Raw genomic sequence first — 19,094 nt, forward strand, 5'->3', positions numbered from 1 at the left:
GTACCATCACGGGGACGTGAGGTAACGGCGCGGGTGAGAAATCTGCTTGTTCGAGGCCTGCCGGGGCCGTCACTCCCGCGACAGGTGGGTCTGGGGCGCGCCGAGGCTGTCGTCCACGCGCGCGCCGGTACGCCTGTCGCCGTCGAGCACTAGGCCGGATGGCGCCAGGGCATCACGGGCGCGCGGTGGTCACCGGCGAGGCCGTGCAGCGGGCACGGTTGGCGCGGCTCGCGGGGGCACAGTACGAACGCCTCGCTGACCGTCGCGCGATACAGGCGCCACGCCGCCGGTGCGGTGACGTCCTCGATCGACACCGTGGACCCACCCCGGCTGGGGTCTCCGGGGAAGATTTCGATACCGCGGTCCAGGTCGCGGCCGGTCAGCTCGGCGGCGGTGCCGGACAGGTACACGGCCCGGCCGTGGTAGGCCGGCACCGTCGAGTCGAAGATCACCATGCTCAGCCGGGGGCGCGCGGCGAGGTTACGGGAGTGCTGTGTGTCGGGGCTGGACACCCAGAAGATCTCGGCGTAGTCGGCGGTCGCGAAGTAGACCGGCGACGTCCACGGGATGCCGTCGGCGTCGACGGTGCCGAGGACCACGTACAGGTTGGCGTCCATCAGACCACGGGCGTGAGCGTCCAGATCGACGTCGGTCATGACGCCGCCTCCGGATCCGGGAACACGGTCGGGTTGGGCATCGGGACCTCCTTGTTCGACGGTGTACGGCCAGTCTGGCGGGCGGCACGCATCTGGACATCCGCGCCGAGCACTACGCCACTACTGAGCCACTACGGAACGGTCACTGACGTACGCCATCCTGGGAGGAGTGGATCCGACGAAGAACTCGACACGGGAGGCCGATGCTCGCCGCCGTGGGCGGGTACCTGTCGAACGCGCAGATCGCCACCTCACGCCCCGATAGTCCGGGTGAATCGGCAGAAAGGGCCACCGAGGGGATCACGACCGGGCAGCCTGGGCGAACGCTCGCAGTTCGCCGGTGATGTCGGGTCCGGCCGGGACGTACACGACCTCGGTGACCCCGGCGGCACCTGCTTCGTCGAACCGGGCTGTTCGGCGAGCCTGGCCGTGTCGACGACGTCGGCGGTCGGCGCGAGCGCGCAGGAGTAGTGGGGAGGAGTGGTCATCAGGCGTGGGATTCCCACAGGGCGAGGGTGGCGCCGTTCGGATCCTGGATGACGATCACGGATCCGGCGGCGAAGTCCACGCGCGGTCGTACGACGGTGGCACCGAGCTCCGTCTCGCGTCGTACTGCGTCGTCCAGTCTGGTGACCGGCGCGTACGGGATCCACTGGGCGTCGACGGTGCCGATCCGCTGACCGACGCGCACGGCCGCGACTTCGCCGTGCGCGACTACAAGACGCACCTGAAAACGGTGGCCAAGCGGAAGGCCAACACCGTCAACGCCCACCTGGCCGCCCTGGACCACTTCTTCACCCACCGCGGCCTGGCCCCGGCCCAGGCCCGCCGCGACACCACGCCCAAACTCGCCCCCCAAGGCTGTCGACGCCCGCGAGCAGCGGCGCTTCCTGCGCGCCGTGGAGGTCCGCCGGCTCGCCCGCGACCGCGCCATTCGTCTCGCTTCGACCTCACACCAGCTGAATCCATCACCTACATGGGCCGTCCAGTGAGTCGTCAACATCTGTGGCTGAGCGCTTCAGCCGGCGGGAATCGCCCCCTGAAACGCTCAGCCACCAGCGCCGTCAGCCGGCTTCTAGAACGAAGAACAGGAAGCCCAGGAACCTCGTGCCAGTGATCTCGCGGAACTCCTCGGGGAACAGTTCGCGGGCTTCCGGCACAAACGGCGGTTCGCTGATGACGCTGATGCGAAAGCCGGCCGCGGTGAAGGCCTCGGTCATCGCGTGCAGCGGCCGGTCCCAGAAGCTCATCTGGGAGGTCTGCCCACCCATGGTCCATTCTTCGATCCGGTTACGGGTTCCGAAATAGCTGAGCTTTTCCCCGGCCCTGTGGCGCATGAGGGGGATCACGAAAGGATGGTCGACCGAGACGAGGAGCCGGCCGCCAGGCTTCAGCACGCGTCGCAGCTCGGCCAGTGTCGGTCCCCAGTCTTCCAGGTAGTGCAGCACCAGGGACGCGATGACGTCGTCGAACGCGCCGTCCGGAAAGGGCAGCGCGCCGGCCAGGTCGGCGACCCGCAGATCCGCGTCGTCGCCCAGCCGCCGTCGGGCCAGCTCCAGCATCCCGGCACTCGCGTCGATGCCGGTCACGTTGGCGCCTCGATCGCGCAGCGCGGAGAACAGGGGACCCGAGCCGCAGCCGGCGTCGAGGATCCGCCGGCCGGTCACGTCCCCGGCGAGCTCCAGCATCGCGGGCCGCTCGTAGTACGCGTTCACGAGGCTGGTCTCGTTCTCGGCCGCGTACCCCTCGGCGATCCTGTCGTAGGCGTTGGACTGGGAGGGAGGTGCGGTCTCAACGTGATTTCCGGGCATGGTAGGCATGCGGGCCATTGTGGCCCAGTGTGAGGCGACACGGGTATGGATCACGCATGCAGACAGCCCAATGTCGCCCTCACCAGTGCAGACGCAGTAGATCAAGCCCCTCGGATCAGACTCGCCCGCTTCTCAACCGCGCACGGAGCTCGCCAGCTCAAGTGCATATCCGCCAGATGACCCACGTGCTGTTCCCCGCCCGCGCCGAGCTGATGGACCCGCTCCGCAGTGAACCCGGGATTCGCCGCGGCCCCCGCCTGCGCCGTCCCATGCTCAGGCTGGACGCTGCGTCCGACCGTCACTGGATGTGATGTGACCGGCCAGACGGGCGTGGGTCAGCTTCCGCTTCGGCGGCGGAGCGCCGGGCCGAGCGACTGCTGGGCGGCGAAGAGGGCGAGCCCGGTGATCGCGCATGCCGCCGCCAGAGCCGTTCGTCCGGCATGATCGAGCAGTACGGTGCCTGCCAGCGGGCCGAACACGGCGCCGACACTCCAGGTGGCGGAGGCGATGCCCATGTACCTGCCGCGCAGGTCCGCCGGTGCGAGGCCGGCGAAGGTGGCGCCGAACATCACGGCGATGCCGACCTGGCCGAGGGTCCAGACCAGGACCGATCCCGCGTAGCCGACACCGCTCTCTACGAGGGTGCCCAAACCGACGCCGGCACCGGCCAGGAGCATGGACACGGCCAGCACCGAGCCGGGGTCGCGACCGGCAAGCAGCCGTACCGCCAGTGGTTGGCCCACCACGATGACGATCCCGTTCAGAGCCAGCACCGCGCCGTAGGTCGCGGGGCCGTGACCATCTGCTGTCATGAGGAGCGGTAGCGTCGCGAACGTCTGCAGGAACAGGGTGAAATAGGCGACGTAGATCAACACCATGACGATCATCAGCCGGTCGCGCAGGAGCACCGGCAGCAGCGCTCGGCGGGTCTGGTTCGGTGTCGCCGGCCGGGTCTCGGGAATCCGGCGCCAGACGATCAGCGCCGCGATGATCGAGGCCGTGGCATTGATCCAGAACAAGAGTCCATACCCGTACTGGGCCAGGACCCCCGCGGCGATCGTGGCGATGGAGAAGCCGAGGTTGGCCGCCCAGAACAGCACCCCGAAGGCCCGGACCCGCTGGCTCGGATGGAGGTCGGCCACCACAGCCGACCCGACCGGGCGGAACAGGTCCGCCATCAGCCCGACACCGAGTGCCGCCGCCCAGATCACCGGCACCGTGTCGGCCGAGCCGAGCGCGACAAGTGTCACGGCGGTTCCCAGGAACCCCACCAGCATGGTGTGGCGTCGTCCGATCCGGTCGCCCAGCCAGCCGCCGAGCACCTGGGATCCGATGCCTCCGGCTCCCGTCGCCGCCACCACCGCGCCCGCGGTCGTCGGCGTCAGCCCCTGCTCCTGCGTCAGGTAGAGCACGAGGAACGACTGCGCGACTCCGCCGGCGCGGCTCACGAAATGAGTCGCCGCCAGGGACCAGACCAGACTGGGCAGGTCCAAGCGCAGGCGGGACAGCCGGCGGCCGAGCGGCATCGCGGTGGGAGCGGGTGCGTCGTAGGTGGTCATGCCGATGACACTAGGATCACCAAGACATCAAGAAAAGCGATCATTTACGATCAAATCAATCGCGATTGGCGATACTCTGACGTCATGGCTGACGTTGAGCTGCGCCACCTGAGGACGATGGCCGCCATCGCCGAGGAGGGAACGTTCGGCCGAGCGGCGGTTCGCCTCGGCTACACCCAGTCGTCGGTGAGCCAGCAGATCGCCGCGCTGGAGAAGGCCGTCGGTGGCGCCGTCTTCGACCGGCCCGGTGGTCCCAAACCGGTGCGGACCACTCCACTTGGCGAGGTTGTCCTGGCCCACGGGCGCGATCTGCTCACGAAGTCGGAGGCGCTCGCCGACGCCGTCGATCGCTTCAAGGCCGGTAACGGCCGGATCGACATCGGCACCTTCCAGGGCGCGACCAAGCTGATCCTGCCGGCCGTCGTGCGCCGGCTGCTGAGCGAGCACCCCGGCTGCGACATCCGGCTGTCGGAGGTGGGACCGGAGGATCCGAGGATCGGAGATCTTGACCTGTTGTTCCACTACGATCGCATCGACGGCGACGTCGAGCACGTCGAGCTGCTCGACGAGCCGTACCTCCTGGTGGCCGGCGCAGGTGCGTTCCCCGATGGTCCGGTACCGGTGAAGCTGCTCGACGGCGCTCCCATGGTCGCCTGGCCGCCCAACGTCCACCAAAGATGGCTGGAGCGGGAGCTCGCCGGCGCGGGTGCCCGGCCGCGGATCGTGTTCCGAACGGCCGGTCACGAAACCGTCGTGTCGATGGTGCGGGTGGGCCTGGGCTCGGCGGTGCTGCCCTGGCTCGCCCTCCAGGGATCCGATGTCTGGTCCGACGACCAGCTCAGCATCCATCGACTGCGACCGTCGCCCGCCTGCACGTGGTATCTGTACTGGCCGGCCGGGCGCACCCAGTCGCCCCTCGCGGCCCGAGCCATCGACATCGCCGTCGAAGCCGCCACTGAGCTGGCCGGCCAGATGTGACATCGGACGAGGGGCAGGAGGGCGCGACTCTCGCCGCGTGGAAGGGTTCAGCGACGGCGACTATATCGCTGTAGGCGATTGATTCGATCGAAAATCATGGCTTTTCGCGATGGGGCCGCGCGGCTTAGCGTGCCGGACATGAACGGTAATCAAGATCACCCCGAGCAACTCCTCGAAATCAACGGCGTAGAGCTCTGCGCTCAGACATTCGGCGACCCTGCCGCACCCGCCCTGCTGCTCATCGGCGGCGCCGAGGCGTCGATGGACTGGTGGGACGATGAGTTCTGCGAGCGTCTCGCCGCCGGCGGGCGGCACGTCATCCGGTACGACACCCGGGACACCGGCCGCTCCACGACCTTCCCGCCCGGCGCACCGCCGTACGGAAGCGACGCCCTGCTCGACGACGCCGTCGGCCTGCTCGACGCACTCGGCATCGAGCAGGCCGCCCACATAGTCGGCGTCTCCATGGGCGGCGGCATCGCCCAGCATCTGGCCGTGCACCACCCCGGCCGGGTCGCCTCCCTGACGCTCATCGCCACCAGCCCGGGCGGACCCGGCAACCCCGATCGCCCTGACCTGCCGCCGATGAGCGCCGAGCTGGCGAAGCGGTTCGCCGAGGGCGGTGAGGAGGCGCCCGACTGGTCCGACCGCGAGGCCGTCATCGCGTACTACACCGACGGCGAGCGCACCTTCGCGGGCACCATCCCCGTCGACGAGGCGCGGCTGCGCCGCGTCGTCGGCCGCGCCTGGGACCGCAGCCCGTCACTGGCGTCGGCGCAGAACCACTGGCAGCTCACCGGCGGCGAGCCCGTCCGCGCCCGCCTCGGCGAGATCGCGGTGCCCACGCTGGTGCTGCACGGCACCGCGGACCCGCTCCTCCCGTACGGGCACGGCGAGGCGCTGGCACGGGAGATCCCGCAAGCACGGCTCGTCCCGCTCAAGGGCATGGGGCACCAGATGCCGCCGCCGGAGCTCTGGGACGTCGCGATCGCGGAGATCCTTTCAGTTTCCGGCGGAGAGTGCCCGTGAACCGGCTGCGATCGGCACTCTGGCTGCCGCTCTTCGACGAGCTCGCCGACCCGCGGGCGGTGGCGAACCTGGCCGCCGAAGCGGAGGAAGCCGGGTGGGACGGCTGCTTCGTGTGGGATCACCTGTCCTGGCGGGCGCCGGTCCAGCAGGTCGCCGACTCGTGGATCGCGCTGGCGGCGATCGCGACCGCGACCGAGCGGCTGCGGCTCGGCCCGATGGTGTCGACGCTCGCCCGCCGGCGGCCGGCCAAAGTGGCGCGAGAGACCGCGACACTGGATCGGCTGAGCGGCGGCCGCCTCACTCTCGGGGTCGGGCTCGGAAGCGACCGGTTCGGCGGTGAGCTGTCCAAAACCGGCGAGCAGCTCGACGACCGGCGGCGGGGGCGGATGCTCGACGAGTCCTTGGCGATCCTGGCCGCCGCCTGGTCCGGCGAGCCGGTGCGCCATCGCGGCGAGACGTACATCGTCGACGACATCACGTTCCTGCCGCGGCCGGTTCAGCGACCCGGCGTGCCGGTGTGGGCCGCCGGATTCCCCGGCAACGTCAAGCCGATCCGCCGGGCCGCCCGGCTCGACGGCTTCTTTCCGATCAATCTGGAGCACCCGGACCAGCTCGCCGAGGTCGTCGGCACCCTCACCGAACTGCGACATGGCGAGATGGCCTCGTACGACATCGCCATCAGCCTGCCCTCCGACGTCGACCCACTGCCGTACGCCGCCGCCGGCGCGACCTGGTGGCTGACGGAGTTCGACCCGGGTGTACGGCTCGACACGGTGCGCGGCGTACTCCGCGACGGCCCAGCGGATCCGGGCGGCGATTGAGCCGTTCGGCCATGACGCCGGACCGGGGTGCGACAACGTGCGGCCGCTGACGTCCGGACCGCTGATCGCGTGCTCGACACCGGCTGCGGCCACCGCACCCTGGCCAACTGGCGCACCCAGCACATCGTCGAGACCGGCTACACGCTCATCCGCATCCTGGACTGCAAAGAGCTGTCCGCCGTGGCCTGCTATCCGCGCGTCAAGTCCAGGAGATCATCAGGCGCAGCGTTTTGACACCCCATAGGGTAGCCGCTATCTATTGGCTAACCGTTAGGGGGATGGATTGCTGGCAAATGCTCGGCCGCGGCAGAGGAGCGAGTCGGACCGGAGCGGTGCCGGGGAAGGTCCGCGCAGGGTGCGGCGCCGCACCGGAGCCTCCGACGGCGCCCAGGCGATGGCCCAGCGCCCGCAGCCAGGCCGTGACAGGTTACGGAGATCCGGCGGCCAGGGGCACGGCGGCCCCGGCGGACCGGGTGACGACGGTCCCGGGGGAGCGGGCGGCCGGCCGGACGAGGACGGCGGCCGTCCGCGCCGGACCGGCTGGAAGCGGTTCATCCCCAGCTGGAAGGTCGTGGTCCTCGCCTGCACGGTGCTGGCGGCGGGCCTCTTCGGCATGATCATGGTGGCGTACGCCAACACTCCGCTCCCTCTGGCGACTCAACAGCAGGCCGTCGAGCAGGGCAGCATCATCTACTACCGGGACGGCAAGACCGAGATCGCCAGGCTCGGCACCAAGCGCGAGATCGTCCCGATCAGCAAGATCCCGCGACATGTCCAGGACGCCTTCATCGCCGCCGAGAACCGCACGTTCCGCACCGACCCGGGCTTCTCGGTGTCCGGCACCATGCGTGCGGCGTGGAGCACGGTGACCGGCCGGCAGGTCCAGGGCGGCTCGACGATCACGCAGGAGATGGCGCGCGGCTACTACGACGGCCTCAGCCAGGAGCGGACGATCCAGCGGAAGGTCAAGGAGATCTTCGTCTCCATCCGCGCCAGCAAGGAGATGTCGAAGGACGAGATCCTTGCCAACTACCTCAACACCATCTACTTCGGCCGCGGCGCGGACGGCATCCAGGCCGCCGCCCAGGCGTTCTTCGACAAGGACGTCGAGGAGCTGACCCCCGCCGAGGGAGCCTACCTGGCGGGCCGGATCCAGAACCCGGACGCCTTCGACAGGACGGAGGCGAAGAAGAACTGGGCGCCGACCCGGGAGCGGTTCACCTACGTCATCGGCGGCATGGCGATCGTCGACCCGGCGAAGTACGGGCAGCTGCCCACGACGGCGAAGTTCCCCAAGCTCGCCAAGCTGGACAAGAGAGAGACCCTCAAGGGCATCAACGGCTACATGGTCGACATCGTGCAGCGCGAGCTGGAGCAGCGGGGGATCTCCAGGGAGAGCCTGCGCAGCGGCGGTTTCCGGGTGACGTCGACGTTCGACAAGAAGCTCATGCAGGCCGCGAAGAAGGCGGTGGAGAGCAACCTCGCCACTCTGAACGACAAGCACATCCGCGCGAACATGGCCGCCGTCGACCCGCGCAACGGCCGGGTGATCGCCTTCTACAGCGGCCGCGACTACCTGAAGAGCTTCACCAACAACGCCTTCGACGCCTACAAGCAGGCCGCCTCGGCGTTCAAGCCGTATGTGCTGGCAGCCTGGCTCGAGAACGGCTACAGCCTCAAGAGCTACGTGTCCGGCACCGGCCCGGTCTCGCTGCCGGGCACCAAGCCGATCGGCAACTCGCACAACGTGGGCGCGGCCGTGCAGATCGACCGGGCCACCGCCGAGTCGGTGAACACGGCGTTCGCCACGATGGCGCAGGAGGTCGGCCTGGAGGAGGTGGAGAGGATCGCCGAGGGCGCCGGGATCAACCAGAAGAATCTGGCGCAGGCCATCAAGGACCACGCGTACGGCATGTCCATCGGCGCCGGCCTGGTCACTCCGGTCGAGCAGGCCGCCGGGTACGGCATCTTCGCCGCCGGCGGCGTCCACCGCGACGCGCACGTGGTCGTCTCGGTCAAGACGGTCAAGGGGATGACCGTCATGGAGGAGGTCGGCGTGCCCAAAACGGTCATCAGCCCGGACAGCGCCGCCGACGCCACGTACGCGATGCAGCAGGTGGTCAAGTACGGCACCGCCGCGGGCACCTCGCTGCCCGGCGGGCGGCCGATCGCCGGCAAGACCGGCACCAACAACGAGAACAAGGAGGCCTGGTTCGTCGGATACACCCCGCAGCTCTCCGCGGCCGTCGGGATGTACAAGGAGATCCCGCGGACCGACCCCAAGACCAAGAAGGTCATGAAGGACGCCAACGGCCACCCCCTGCCCAGGGAGGTCTCCCTGGGCAACATCCAGGGTGCCGGAACGCCCACCAAGGTCTGGCGTGAATTCATGACGATCGCGATGGATGGCAAGCCGGTCGAGCAGTTCCCGGCGCCCACCTTCGGTGGCCGGCAGCACGACCTGGTGCGGAAGCCGACGCCCAAGCCGACCCAGGACCCGTCCGCCGAGGACCCGTCCACCGACGACCCGTCCACCGACGACGACGTCAGCGACGACCCGTTCGACAACGGTGACGACGTGACCACGGACGACGTCACCACAGGCTTTCGACGTTAGGCGGGCAGGGTGGCCGGCGATGCTCGCCACCGGCGCCTGGCGGCCCGTGGCACCGACCCTCAGCGCGGAGAGAGCTACAGCCCCGTAGCCGGGCCAGGACCTGGCCGGCGTGCTCGTTCGGCTGAGGGTAAGGTCAAGCCGAGCCCAGGACGTCCCGGCGACCGCGCGGGCTCCCGCTTGCCTTCACGCTCTATGCCGAGGCCTTGACGGCCGAGCCGGTCGCGGCCCGCTCCCGGGTGACGCGGCGGCGCCGGGTCGGCAGCCCGAGTGTCGGGTTGGCGACGCCCCAGGCGGCGCTCCTGCAGATCAGCTCCTTGTAGACGGCGGCGAGCCGGCCGGTCAGGACCGCCTGCAAGGCGCGGTCGTCGGCGGTGACGTACTGGATCAGGCCCTCCTTGCGGCCCAGCGAGATGCACTGGTTGAAGTAGCGGATCGACACGTTCGGGAGCTTGCCGCCGGTCAGGCGCGCCGCGATCGCGTCGGCGGCCTGCCACGCGGTCGGGGTTCCCGAGGCGCACGACATCCGCAGCGGCTTGTCGCCGGGGCCCGTCACCATGGCGGCGTCGCCGATGGCGTACACGTCCGGGTGCGAGACCGAGCGCATGGTCCCGTCGACCACGATCTGGCCGCTGTCGGTGACCTCCAGAGCGGTCGCCTTCGCGATCGGGTGGACCGCGAAGCCGGCGGTCCACACGGTGACCGCGGCCGGGATGGCCTTGCCGTCGGCGGTGGCGACGCGGTCGGCTTCGACGCCGGTGACGGCGGCGTGCTCGTACACGGTGATCCTGAGCTTGGCGAGGACCTTGCGCAGGTGCTCGCGGCCCTTGGGGGAGAGCCAGTCGCCGAGGCCGTCTCGGGCGGCGAGGGCGACGTCGAGGTCCGGGCGGGCCTCGGCGATCTCGGTCGCGGCCTCCAGGCCGGTGAGGCCGCCGCCGACGACGACCACGCTCTGCCCGGCGTCGAGGCGGGTCAGACGCTCGCGCAGCCGGAGCGCTCCGGGGCGGCCGGCGATCTCATAGGCGTGCTCGGCGGTCCCGGGGACGCCTTGGGCGTTCCAGCGGCTGCCGAGGGCGTAGACGAGCGTGTCGTAGGAAAGTTGTCCAGTGCCGTTCGCGTCGATGACGGCGACCGTCTTGCGGTCGACGTCGACGCCGGTGACCTGCGCGAGCCGAAGCTCGACGCCGGTGCCCGCGAACATCTCGCTGAACGGCCGGGGCTTGAGGTCCTGGCCGGTGGCCAGCTGGTGCATGCGGACGCGTTCGACGAAGTCGGGCTCGGCGTTGACGAGGGTGATGGCGACGTCCTCGCGGCGCAGCCGCTTGGCGAGGCGGCCGGCGGCGACGGCTCCGGTGTATCCGGCTCCGAGGACGACGATGCGGTGCTGCATGTCCTGCTCCTGTCTTGTGCGGTCGCCCCTTGAACCGGATGGCCCGCCGTTTCCTGACAGGAACGCGATGTGAAGCACCTCACATCTCGGTCAGAGGCCGTCGAACAGGGGCTCGCCGTGGTCGGCGGCCGCCCATTGCCTGGTCGCGCGTTCGAGCTTGTCGGGGTTGACCTGGTTGCGGAACGCGGTGATGCCGTCGGCGGTGACCTCCAGGCACATGATGGCGACGACCCGGCCGTCCACGACGGCCACGACGGCGGGGTCTCCGTTGGCGGTCCAGGCGTATATCCGGGGCGACCCGCCGACGATGGCGCGCTTGGCCTCGGCGGGCTTGAACAGGCTCCGCAGGAACTTCGCGACCGCGACGGCGCCCTCGAACGCCTTGGCACGGGCCGGGACCTTCCCGCCGCCGTCGCCGACGGAGATGGCGTCCTGGGTGAGCAGGCGTACGAGCGGCTCGGTCCGGCCGCTGGTGGCGGCCGCCAGGAACTCCTCGACGATCCGCCGGGCGGCGGCCGCGTCGATCTCGGTACGGGCCCTGCCGTCCGCGACGTGCTTCTTGGCGCGGTGGAAGATCTGCTGGCTGGCGGCCTCGGTGAGGTCGAGGATCTCGGCGATCTCCCGGTGCGGGTAGTCGAAGGCCTCCCGCAGCACGTACACGGCCCGTTCGTTGGGGGAGAGGCGCTCCATGAGGGTGAGGACCGCGTACGAGACCGATTCGCGCTGCTCGGCCGTGTCGGCCGGGCCGAGCATCGGGTCGCCCGCGAGCAGCGGCTCGGGAAGCCATCGGCCCACATAGGTCTCGCGGCGCGCCCGCGCGGAGGTGAGCTGGTTGAGGCACAGGTTGGTGAGAACCTTCGTCAGCCAGGCCTCGTGGACCTCGATGCGGTCGACGTCGGCGGCCTGCCACCGCAAGAACGTCTCCTGGACGGCGTCCTCGGCCTCCGCGGCCGAGCCGAGGAGGCGGTAGGCGATGGCCTCCAGGCGTGGCCTGGACGCCTCGAACCGGTCGACGTCGTCCGCGGTCAAGGGCATGGCGCGATCCTAGCCCGAGCAGTGCCGATCGGCGGGCCCGGCCCGGATCGGACGATCCTGGGCCGGGGCCCGCCCGTCGATCAGTTGAACATGCCGGGCTCGTAGGAGCCACCCTGGGTGCGCACGATGACGCCGAGCCGGTTGGCCGCGTTGATCATGGCCACCAGGTAGACCAGCGCGGCGAGCTGGTCCTCGTCGTAGTGCTCGCGCACCTGGGCCCAGGTCTCGTCGGACACGCCTCGGTGGGCGTCGGCGAGCCGGGTGCCCTCCTCGGCGAGCGCCAGCGCGGCCCGCTCGGCCTCGGTGAACACGCTGGACTCGCGCCAGGCGGCGACCAGGTTGAGCCGGACCGAGCTCTCCCCGGCGGCCGCGGCGTCCTTGGAGTGGTAGTCGACGCAGAAGCCGCAGCCGTTGATCTGGCTGGCACGCAGCATCACCAGGTTCTGGGTGGACTTGGGCAGCGTCGACTGCTCGATCGCCAGGCTGACGTTGTAGAACCGCTTGCCGAGTTTGACGCCGAGCTCGTTGGCGTTCAGGTTCATACGGGGTTCCATGACTTCGACCTCACTTGTGGAGCTGCACGCCGCGCGGATCGTTCGCGCGGCGTCCTGACGGCATGGAGATGCCGGCGGCCCGGTCCTTGTGACAGCTCGGTGACGTGACGTGCGCCACTGGGCATGGGCGTCACAAATTGGCGCAGACCGGCGTCATGTGCGCGTGACGTGGTCAACAGGCCTATAAAGGTCTCCATCGACGAGGAGGAATGAGATGTCATATCCGCAGGAACGGCAGCACCGCCGGCAGCACATCGGCCGACCTGTCCCAGCAGCCCTTGTGATCCGCGTCGGAGACGGACACGAAGCTCGCGCCTGAGCGCTCGGCGAAGGTCCGCATCGGCTCGTGCCAAGGGTCGGCCGTCCCCGCGTACAGCAGCGTCGGCACGCCGGAGTCGGCGAGTTCGCGCTGCAGCCCGGGCTCGCGGCAGAACGCCTCGTAGTTGGCCCGGAAACCGGCGGGGTCACCCGCCTCGATCACCGCGGCCTGATAGGGATCGGCGGCGGCGCCCTGCTTCATCAGGTGGTAGGCGTCGGTGTCGGCGGGCAGACCGAGCAGGCGCAGCGTGGGGCCGATCGCGGAGCGGAAGCCGTCGATCGGATCGAAACCGCCGGCCACCAGGCAGGTCAAGCGGTCGGGCGCGTGAGCGGCGACCGCATAACCCGTCATGGCGCCGAGCGAGTACCCCCAGAACGCGGCCCGTTCGACGCCCACCGCATCCAGCACTGCGGTGACGGAGTCCACGCGCCGTTCGAGCGAATAGTCCTCGGCCTGGTGCGGCGCGTCGCTGGCACCCAGACCGAGCGGGTCGACGGCGATCACGGTGTGGGCGGACGTCAGCGCGGAGGTGTAGCCGCTGTACGCCCAATGCGCCCCGTCCTGGAACATCCCCGGATGAAGCACCACTGCGGGGCCGTCGCCGGATACCTCGTACGAAATCTTGAAACCGTTGCTGCGTGCGAAGGGCACGTGTCGTTCCCTCACCTGTTCACGAGGGCCCTGCGCCTGTACGCAGGACCGTTACGATTGGTAACGGGAACAATCGTGGCGCATGCTCAGAAAGCTCGAAAGAAGGCACTTTCTTGTCGCAACGGAACACCGCGGTAACAGACCAGCTCGTGCCCGAGGCGGCGGGACCGGGCCCCGACGATTGCCCGCTACCTGAGGTCCTGGCCTTGATCGGCGGCAAGTGGAGCGCTCAGGTGCTGGTCGAGCTGGGCGAAGGTGCACGCCGGTTCACCCAGCTGGAGCGCGCGATCGCGGGCATCAGCCGCCGGATGCTGACCGTGAGCCTGCGCGACCTCGAACGCAACGGACTCATCACCCGGACCGTGTATCCGGATTCCCCACCGCGGGTCGAGTACGCGACCACTCCATTGATCGAAGACATACGCGAGCCCCTGGAAGCGCTCACGGCGTGGGCCCGGATCGCCGCCCCCGCCATCACCGCGGCCCGCCGGGCCTACGACGGCGCAGCCGCCGCACGTTCCTGAAACACGGTCAGGCAGCCGAGCGCGGACCTCGCACGAGCACGTAGACGAACAGCACCGTCATCGCCACCGCGCCCGCCCACATGGCCTGCTGCCAGCCGGCGACGAAGGACTCCTGGGCGGCTCGGATCAGCGCCTGCGCCTGGGAGCCGGCCCCCTCGGCGGCCGCGAGGGCGTTGGCGATGCCCTCGCGGGCGGTGTCGGCGGCGGCGTCCGGCACCCCGTCGAGCCGGGAGTCGACGGCGGCGCGGTATCCGGCGGTCAGGACCGCTCCGAGCAGCGCGACACCGAGCGCGGTGCCGAACTCCCGGGTGACGTCGTTGAGCGCGGACGCCACGCCTTGACGCTCACGCGGCAAGGCGGTGGTGATGGCCTCGGTGGAGGGCGTCATCGTCAACCCCATGCCGAGCCCCATGGCGAGCATGCCCGGCAGGATCGAGAGGTAGCCGCCGTCGACGGAGACGAAGGCGGCCATGAGGGCCAGCCCCGCGCCGCCCAGGAGGATCCCCGAGGCCATCGTCGAGCGGCTGCCGATGCGCGCGGCCATCCGCGGGGCGAGGCCGGAGGCGAGCATCATCAGCAGCGCCATCGGCATGAGCGCCAGGGTGGAGCGAAGGCCGGACCAGCCGAGCACCGCCTGAAAGTACGGGAAGAGGACCACGAAGATCCCCGCCTGTACGCCGAAGACCGTCAAGAGCGACACGGAACCGCTCGCGAGACCTCGCTCGCGGAACAGGCTTACATCGAGGAGCGGAGCCCGTACGCGCAGCTCCCATGCCACGAATCCGACAGCGGCGACGACGCCGACGAGGAGGCCCAGTAGCGTCGCGGGAGCCGTCCAGCCCTGCTCGGGGCCCTCGTGGAGGAAGAAGACGAGCCCGACCACCGCGACCACGGACGACAGCGAGCCGACGGCGTCGAACCCGTCGCCTGACGCCTCTCGCGAGTCCGGCACGGATCGCAGCGTCATGACGGCGGCGACGACGACGAGCACGACCGGCAGGACGAACAGCCACCGCCAGTTCGCCAGGTCGACCAGGACGGCCGACAGGTACATCCCCAGGATGCCTCCACCGCCGGCGACGCCGGTCCACACACCGATCGCCCTGGAACGTTCCCCGTCCGGGAAGGTCGAGGTGATGACGGCGAGGGTGGCCGGCATGATCATCGCCGCGCCCACGCCGCTGAGGAGGCGCGCGGCGAGCATGATCTCGGACGACGTGGCAAGGCCGGCCGCCGCGCTCGCCGTCCCGAAGACGAGCAGGCCCGCGAGCAGCACCGGCCGGCGGCCCCACCGGTCGCCCATCGCGCCGAGCGGCAGGAGCAGCGCGGCCAGGCTGATCGTGTAGATGTTGATGAACCACAAGACCTCGGTCTGCGAGGCGTCGAACGCGACGGCGAGCTCCGGCTGGGCGACGTTCAGCCCGGACACCGAAGCGATGACCGCCATGAGCGCGACGCAGACCCCGGCCAAGGTCATGCGTCGTTGGCGTGGGTCCTGGATGGTGGGGTTCGTACTCATGGGATTCCTTTCAAGCAAGGGATTACCGGCGGCGCGTGGCGCGCACGACGACGTCGTGGAGGGGGACCGCTCGGCCGCCGCCGCCGGTGAGCGTGCGCAGGCGCTCTTCGGCGGTGTTGATCTCCCACTCCATGTCGTCCATGCGCGCGGTGATGGCCGCGGAGGTGGCCGACGCTTCGGCGGGGGGATGGTGCCCGTGGCCGGTGGAGCCCGGGGTGTGCAGGTGTCCCACGATGAGCAGCGTGCCGCCGGGAGCCACCCACCCGGCGATGCGGTCGTAGAACTCCAACTGGGGCATCGCCGGGTGGGCGTAGTGGGTCATGACCAGGTCGAACTGCGCGTCCGGAGTCCAGACGCTCAGATCCGCCTCAACCCACCGCAAGTGCTCGGCGCCCCCGCTCGTCGCCGCGCGCTCGGCGGCGCGGGCAAGGGCCTCGGACGAGATGTCGGCCGCGGTGACGTGCCAGCCGCGGGAGGCGAGCCAGATCGCCTCGGCACCGGCGCCGCATCCCGCATCGAGTGCCGTGCCCGGTGCCAGGCCGCTGGTCTCACGAGCGAGGTACGGGTTCGGCGGGTTGCCGCCCATGGATCCGGCGCTCCCGGCTCGCCCCTCTTGCCAGTGCCGCTCCCAGAAGTCCTTGTCGAATTCGTACGTCACAGGTCGTCCCTCTCGTTCGCGATGAACTCTTCGCCGGTCATGGTGCTGACAGAGCAGGCGGATGCGCAAACCTTGTTGCCGAATGGCAAAATCAGAGGGTGGATGAGATCATTGACCGCACCCTTGACGCCGTCGGACCGAGGCTGAAGCGCCTTCGGCTGCAACGGGACGTCACGCTCGCCGACCTCGCGGCGGAGACCGGCATCTCCACCAGCACCTTGTCCCGGCTCGAGGCGGGCCTGCGACGGCCCACGCTCGAGCAGCTGCTTCCCCTCGCTCGCGCCTACGGGGTCACCCTCGACGAGCTCGTCGACGCGCCGCCGACCGGCGACCCCCGCATCAATCTGCGTCCCATTCCGTGCGGCGACGGCTCGACCATCCTGCCGCTGACCCGTAGGCCCGGCGGAATCCAGGCCTACAAGTTCCTCCTCCCGGCCGGAAGCGACGACGCCGAACCCGACCTGCGCACCCACGAGGGCTACGACTGGGTCTTCGTCCTCAACGGAACGCTCCGCCTTGTGCTCGGGGAGCACGATCTCATCCTCAAGCCGGGGGAGGCCGCTGAGTTCGACACGCGTACACCGCACTGGTTCGGGGCCACCAGCGCCGGCCCCGTCGAGTTCCTGAGCCTCATCGGGAAACAAGGCGAGCGCGCGCACGTCCGTGCGGCCCCGAGACAGAGCCCGGCCGAGTAAGCCGGCTTCAGACAGTGCTGAGCTGGGCACTTCACATTAGCTCGTGAACAGAGCTAATCTTTTGGGTATGGGCAGCACTGAACTTCCCGACGCTCTCGCGGGCGTCCTGACCGGTATCCAGCGGCTTCTGCGGCGCAGGCTGCGCCAGGGGCTGACCGGGCCGCGGTTGCGCGGTGCCCAGGTCGAGCTGCTGCGGCTGGTCTCCGCCAACCCCGGCATCGGGGTCTCGGCGGCGGCCAAGGAGCTGTACCTGGCCGGAAACTCGGTGTCCACGCTGGTCAACCAGCTCACGACCGCCGGGCTGCTGCGCCGCGAGACCAGCGACGACGACCGCCGTTCCGCCCGGTTGCTGCCCACCCCGGAGGCGGAGGCTCGGCTGCGCGCCTGGGAGGAGCGGCGCGCGGCGCTCGTCCGCGAGCAGGTGGAACGGCTCAGTGAGGAGGACCGGGCCGCGCTGACCGCCGCGCTCCCGGCGCTGCGCAGGCTCGCCGAGGGCCTGCATGAGGAGGTGGGGACGGCATGAGGGACGATACTCCGACGACGGGTGACGCGGTCGCCTGTTCCGGCCTGCGCTACTCGTTCGGCCAGACCAGGGCCGTCGACGGCGTCGACCTGACGGTCGCCTCCGGAGAGGTGTTCGGTCTGCTCGGCCCCAACGGGGCCGGCAAGACCACCGCCATCCGGTGCGTGACCACGCTGCTGCCCGTCCCGTCCGGGATGGTGCGGGTTTTCGGGTACGACGCGGCCACCGAGAAGATGGCGGTGCGCCGCCTGCTCGGCTACGTTCCCCAGCAGCTGTCGGCGGACGCGAGCCTCACGGGCCGCGAGAACGTCTCGCTGTTCGCCCGCGTGTTCGACGTCCCCCGGCGCGAACGCGCGGGCCGGGTCGGCCAGGCGCTGGAGGCGGTCGGGCTCGCCGACGCCGCCGACCGGATGGCCGGCACCTACTCCGGTGGCATGGTACGCCGCCTCGAACTCGCCCAGGCCCTGGTCAGCGCGCCGCGCCTGCTCATGCTGGACGAACCGACGATCGGGCTCGACCCCATCGCCCGCACCAGCGTCTGGGAGCACATCATGGCGGTGCGCGCCGCCACCGGGATGACCGTCCTGGTCACCACGCACTACATGGACGAGGCCGAGCAGTACTGCGACCGGGTCGCGCTCATGCACAAGGGACGCGTACGGGCGCTCGGCACCCCCGAGCGGCTCATCGCCGACCTGCGCGAGCGGCGCGGTGACGGCTCGGTCCCAACGCTGGAGGACGTGTTCCGCGACGTCGCCGGAAGCGGCCTCGACGAAGGAGGAGGGGAGTTCCGCGATGTCCGCCGTACCCGCAACACCGCCTCCCGTGTCGGCTGACAGCACCGGCGCGGGCGACCTCGGCCTGCTGCTCGTTCCGCCGCGCGCCCGTACGGGGTGGCGCGTGCTGCCCGCCAGGGTCGCCGCGATGTGCGTGGTGGAGCTGCAGAAGCTGCGCCACGACCGCACCGAGCTGTACACCCGCGCGATCCAGCCCGCCCTGTGGCTGCTGATCTTCGGTGAGACGTTCACCCGCATCAAGCTGATCCCCAGCGACGGCATCCCCTACCTGGACTATCTGGCCCCCGGGATCATCGCCCAGTCCACGATGTTCATCGCCATCTTCTACGGCATCCAGATCATCTGGGAGCGCGACTCGGGGGTCCTGACCAAGCTCCTGGTCACGCCCACCCCGCGAGCCGCGCTGGTCACCGGCAAGGCGTTCGCCGCCGGCGTGAAGGCGATGATCCAGGCGGTGGTCGTGATGCTCATCGCCGCGCTCCTGGGCGTGAGCATGACCTGGAACCCGGTGCGCCTGGCCGGCGTGATCGTGGCCGTGCTGCTCGGCTCGGCGTTCTTCTCGTGCCTGTCGGTGACGATCGCCGGGATCGTCCTGACTCGCGACCGGCTGATGGGCATCGGGCAGGCGATCACGATGCCGCTGTTCTTCGCGTCCAACGCGCTCTACCCGACCACGGCCATGCCGGACTGGCTGCAGTACATGAGCGCGGTCAATCCGCTCAGCTATCAGGTCGACGCGCTGCGCGGGCTGCTGCTCGGCGTCCCCTCGCACCTGCCGCTGGACTTCGCGGTGCTCTTCGCGGCCACGGCGATCGGCATCACGGCGGCGTCCCTGCTGCTGGGCCGGCTGGCACGGTGACCAGCCGGCGCGGCAGCCCGGTAGGACCGCACGTGCGTCCGCACTCGACCGCGCACAGGAACACGCTTTCGCGGCCCTGTCGGAGCTTCGGGAACTGATCCG

General features: G+C 70.0%; 20 protein-coding genes. 10 read left to right on the top strand and 10 right to left on the bottom strand.

From position 1 onward, the window contains the following. Positions 1–149 precede the first annotated feature (149 nt). The 4 genes from ACFKCF_RS32230 to ACFKCF_RS32245 all read right to left on the bottom strand — a co-directional run bounded on the left by ACFKCF_RS32230 (position 150) and on the right by ACFKCF_RS32245 (position 4,026). Complete coding sequence (locus ACFKCF_RS32230) at positions 150–656, bottom strand: pyridoxamine 5'-phosphate oxidase family protein (protein ID WP_394499024.1); 507 nt, start codon at positions 654–656, stop codon at positions 150–152. A 487-nt stretch (positions 657–1,143) separates the two neighbouring features. Then, positions 1,144–1,383, bottom strand: a complete 240-nt coding sequence (locus ACFKCF_RS32235; protein WP_394499025.1) for a hypothetical protein — start codon at positions 1,381–1,383, stop codon at positions 1,144–1,146. Between the two features lie 337 nt (positions 1,384–1,720). Further along, positions 1,721–2,467 carry a class I SAM-dependent methyltransferase gene (locus ACFKCF_RS32240; protein ID WP_394499101.1) on the bottom strand — a complete coding sequence of 249 codons (747 nt, stop codon included), beginning with the start codon at positions 2,465–2,467 and terminating at the stop codon, positions 1,721–1,723. A gap of 335 nt (positions 2,468–2,802) precedes the next feature. Further along, positions 2,803–4,026 (bottom strand): MFS transporter, encoded by a 1,224-nt coding sequence (locus ACFKCF_RS32245; RefSeq protein ID WP_394499026.1) that lies wholly within the window; start codon positions 4,024–4,026, stop codon positions 2,803–2,805. An 84-nt stretch (positions 4,027–4,110) separates the two neighbouring features. On the opposite strand from ACFKCF_RS32245, the gene ACFKCF_RS32250 reads away from it, so the two are divergent. The 5 genes from ACFKCF_RS32250 (at position 4,111) to ACFKCF_RS32270 (ending at position 9,471) form a co-directional block, all read left to right on the top strand. Beyond that, positions 4,111–5,004, top strand: coding sequence for a LysR family transcriptional regulator (locus ACFKCF_RS32250; RefSeq protein WP_394499027.1), 894 nt, complete (start codon positions 4,111–4,113; stop codon positions 5,002–5,004). 138 nt (positions 5,005–5,142) lie between these two features. Further along, positions 5,143–6,033 carry an alpha/beta fold hydrolase gene (locus tag ACFKCF_RS32255; protein WP_394499028.1) on the top strand — a complete coding sequence of 297 codons (891 nt, stop codon included), beginning with the start codon at positions 5,143–5,145 and terminating at the stop codon, positions 6,031–6,033. Then, a complete protein-coding gene (locus tag ACFKCF_RS32260; RefSeq protein ID WP_394499029.1) occupies positions 6,030–6,854 on the top strand; it encodes an LLM class flavin-dependent oxidoreductase in 825 nt (274 codons plus the stop codon). The genes ACFKCF_RS32255 and ACFKCF_RS32260 overlap by 4 nt, the downstream gene beginning before the upstream one ends. A 69-nt stretch (positions 6,855–6,923) precedes the next feature. Further along, complete coding sequence (locus tag ACFKCF_RS32265; RefSeq protein WP_394499030.1) at positions 6,924–7,088, top strand: hypothetical protein; 165 nt, start codon at positions 6,924–6,926, stop codon at positions 7,086–7,088. A 121-nt stretch (positions 7,089–7,209) separates the two neighbouring features. Then, positions 7,210–9,471, top strand: coding sequence for a transglycosylase domain-containing protein (locus ACFKCF_RS32270; RefSeq protein ID WP_394499031.1), 2,262 nt, complete (start codon positions 7,210–7,212; stop codon positions 9,469–9,471). A 190-nt stretch (positions 9,472–9,661) separates the two neighbouring features. On the opposite strand, the gene ACFKCF_RS32275 is transcribed toward ACFKCF_RS32270, so the two are convergent. The 4 genes from ACFKCF_RS32275 to ACFKCF_RS32290 form a co-directional block, all read right to left on the bottom strand. Further along, the gene (locus tag ACFKCF_RS32275; protein WP_394499032.1) at positions 9,662–10,858 is read right to left on the bottom strand and encodes an NAD(P)/FAD-dependent oxidoreductase; all 1,197 of its coding nucleotides are present in this window, start codon (positions 10,856–10,858) and stop codon (positions 9,662–9,664) included. Positions 10,859–10,948: 90 nt separating this feature from the next. Next, on the bottom strand, positions 10,949–11,893 hold the full coding sequence (locus ACFKCF_RS32280; RefSeq protein WP_394499033.1) for an RNA polymerase sigma-70 factor: 945 nt from the start codon (positions 11,891–11,893) through the stop codon (positions 10,949–10,951). 80 nt (positions 11,894–11,973) lie between these two features. After that, positions 11,974–12,447 carry a carboxymuconolactone decarboxylase family protein gene (locus ACFKCF_RS32285; RefSeq protein ID WP_394499034.1) on the bottom strand — a complete coding sequence of 158 codons (474 nt, stop codon included), beginning with the start codon at positions 12,445–12,447 and terminating at the stop codon, positions 11,974–11,976. A 217-nt stretch (positions 12,448–12,664) separates the two neighbouring features. Beyond that, positions 12,665–13,417, bottom strand: a complete 753-nt coding sequence (locus tag ACFKCF_RS32290; protein ID WP_394499035.1) for an alpha/beta fold hydrolase — start codon at positions 13,415–13,417, stop codon at positions 12,665–12,667. Positions 13,418–13,530: 113 nt separating this feature from the next. Between ACFKCF_RS32290 and ACFKCF_RS32295 the strand changes: the two genes are divergently transcribed. Next, positions 13,531–13,941, top strand: a complete 411-nt coding sequence (locus ACFKCF_RS32295; protein WP_394499036.1) for a winged helix-turn-helix transcriptional regulator — start codon at positions 13,531–13,533, stop codon at positions 13,939–13,941. A 7-nt stretch (positions 13,942–13,948) separates the two neighbouring features. Here the strand turns inward: ACFKCF_RS32295 and ACFKCF_RS32300 are convergent, their stop codons facing one another. Both ACFKCF_RS32300 and ACFKCF_RS32305 read right to left on the bottom strand, forming a co-directional pair. After that, positions 13,949–15,460: an MFS transporter gene (locus ACFKCF_RS32300; RefSeq protein ID WP_394499037.1), complete on the bottom strand. Its 1,512-nt coding sequence runs from the start codon at positions 15,458–15,460 to the stop codon at positions 13,949–13,951. A 22-nt stretch (positions 15,461–15,482) separates the two neighbouring features. Next, a complete protein-coding gene (locus ACFKCF_RS32305) occupies positions 15,483–16,118 on the bottom strand; it encodes a class I SAM-dependent methyltransferase (RefSeq protein ID WP_394499038.1) in 636 nt (211 codons plus the stop codon). A 98-nt stretch (positions 16,119–16,216) separates the two neighbouring features. On the opposite strand from ACFKCF_RS32305, the gene ACFKCF_RS32310 reads away from it, so the two are divergent. The 4 genes from ACFKCF_RS32310 (at position 16,217) to ACFKCF_RS32325 (ending at position 18,992) form a co-directional block, all read left to right on the top strand. Further along, positions 16,217–16,813, top strand: coding sequence for a helix-turn-helix domain-containing protein (locus tag ACFKCF_RS32310; RefSeq protein ID WP_394499039.1), 597 nt, complete (start codon positions 16,217–16,219; stop codon positions 16,811–16,813). 67 nt (positions 16,814–16,880) lie between these two features. Then, positions 16,881–17,336: a MarR family winged helix-turn-helix transcriptional regulator gene (locus ACFKCF_RS32315; protein WP_394499040.1), complete on the top strand. Its 456-nt coding sequence runs from the start codon at positions 16,881–16,883 to the stop codon at positions 17,334–17,336. Then, a complete protein-coding gene (locus ACFKCF_RS32320; RefSeq protein ID WP_394499041.1) occupies positions 17,333–18,172 on the top strand; it encodes an ABC transporter ATP-binding protein in 840 nt (279 codons plus the stop codon). Before ACFKCF_RS32315 ends, ACFKCF_RS32320 begins: the two co-directional genes overlap by 4 nt. Further along, positions 18,162–18,992 (top strand): ABC transporter permease, encoded by an 831-nt coding sequence (locus ACFKCF_RS32325; protein ID WP_394499042.1) that lies wholly within the window; start codon positions 18,162–18,164, stop codon positions 18,990–18,992. The genes ACFKCF_RS32320 and ACFKCF_RS32325 overlap by 11 nt, the downstream gene beginning before the upstream one ends. The last annotated feature ends 102 nt before the right edge of the window (positions 18,993–19,094 follow it).

Source organism: Nonomuraea sp. JJY05 (assembly GCF_043496855.1).
Taxonomy (GTDB): domain Bacteria; phylum Actinomycetota; class Actinomycetes; order Streptosporangiales; family Streptosporangiaceae; genus Nonomuraea.

Excerpts from the sequence above, each read along its gene's own strand:
- ACFKCF_RS32320 (WP_394499041.1), top strand. The coding sequence starts at position 17,333 with ATGAGGGACGATACTCCGACGACGGGTGACGCGGTCGCCTGTTCCGGC.
- ACFKCF_RS32230 (WP_394499024.1), bottom strand. The coding sequence starts at position 656 with ATGACCGACGTCGATCTGGACGCTCACGCCCGTGGTCTGATGGACGCC.
- ACFKCF_RS32250 (WP_394499027.1), top strand. The coding sequence starts at position 4,111 with ATGGCTGACGTTGAGCTGCGCCACCTGAGGACGATGGCCGCCATCGCC.
- ACFKCF_RS32300 (WP_394499037.1), bottom strand. The coding sequence starts at position 15,460 with ATGAGTACGAACCCCACCATCCAGGACCCACGCCAACGACGCATGACC.
- ACFKCF_RS32315 (WP_394499040.1), top strand. The coding sequence starts at position 16,881 with ATGGGCAGCACTGAACTTCCCGACGCTCTCGCGGGCGTCCTGACCGGT.
- ACFKCF_RS32255 (WP_394499028.1), top strand. The coding sequence starts at position 5,143 with ATGAACGGTAATCAAGATCACCCCGAGCAACTCCTCGAAATCAACGGC.
- ACFKCF_RS32280 (WP_394499033.1), bottom strand. The coding sequence starts at position 11,893 with ATGCCCTTGACCGCGGACGACGTCGACCGGTTCGAGGCGTCCAGGCCA.
- ACFKCF_RS32240 (WP_394499101.1), bottom strand. The coding sequence starts at position 2,467 with ATGCCCGGAAATCACGTTGAGACCGCACCTCCCTCCCAGTCCAACGCC.
- ACFKCF_RS32285 (WP_394499034.1), bottom strand. The coding sequence starts at position 12,447 with ATGGAACCCCGTATGAACCTGAACGCCAACGAGCTCGGCGTCAAACTC.
- ACFKCF_RS32275 (WP_394499032.1), bottom strand. The coding sequence starts at position 10,858 with ATGCAGCACCGCATCGTCGTCCTCGGAGCCGGATACACCGGAGCCGTC.
- ACFKCF_RS32245 (WP_394499026.1), bottom strand. The coding sequence starts at position 4,026 with ATGACCACCTACGACGCACCCGCTCCCACCGCGATGCCGCTCGGCCGC.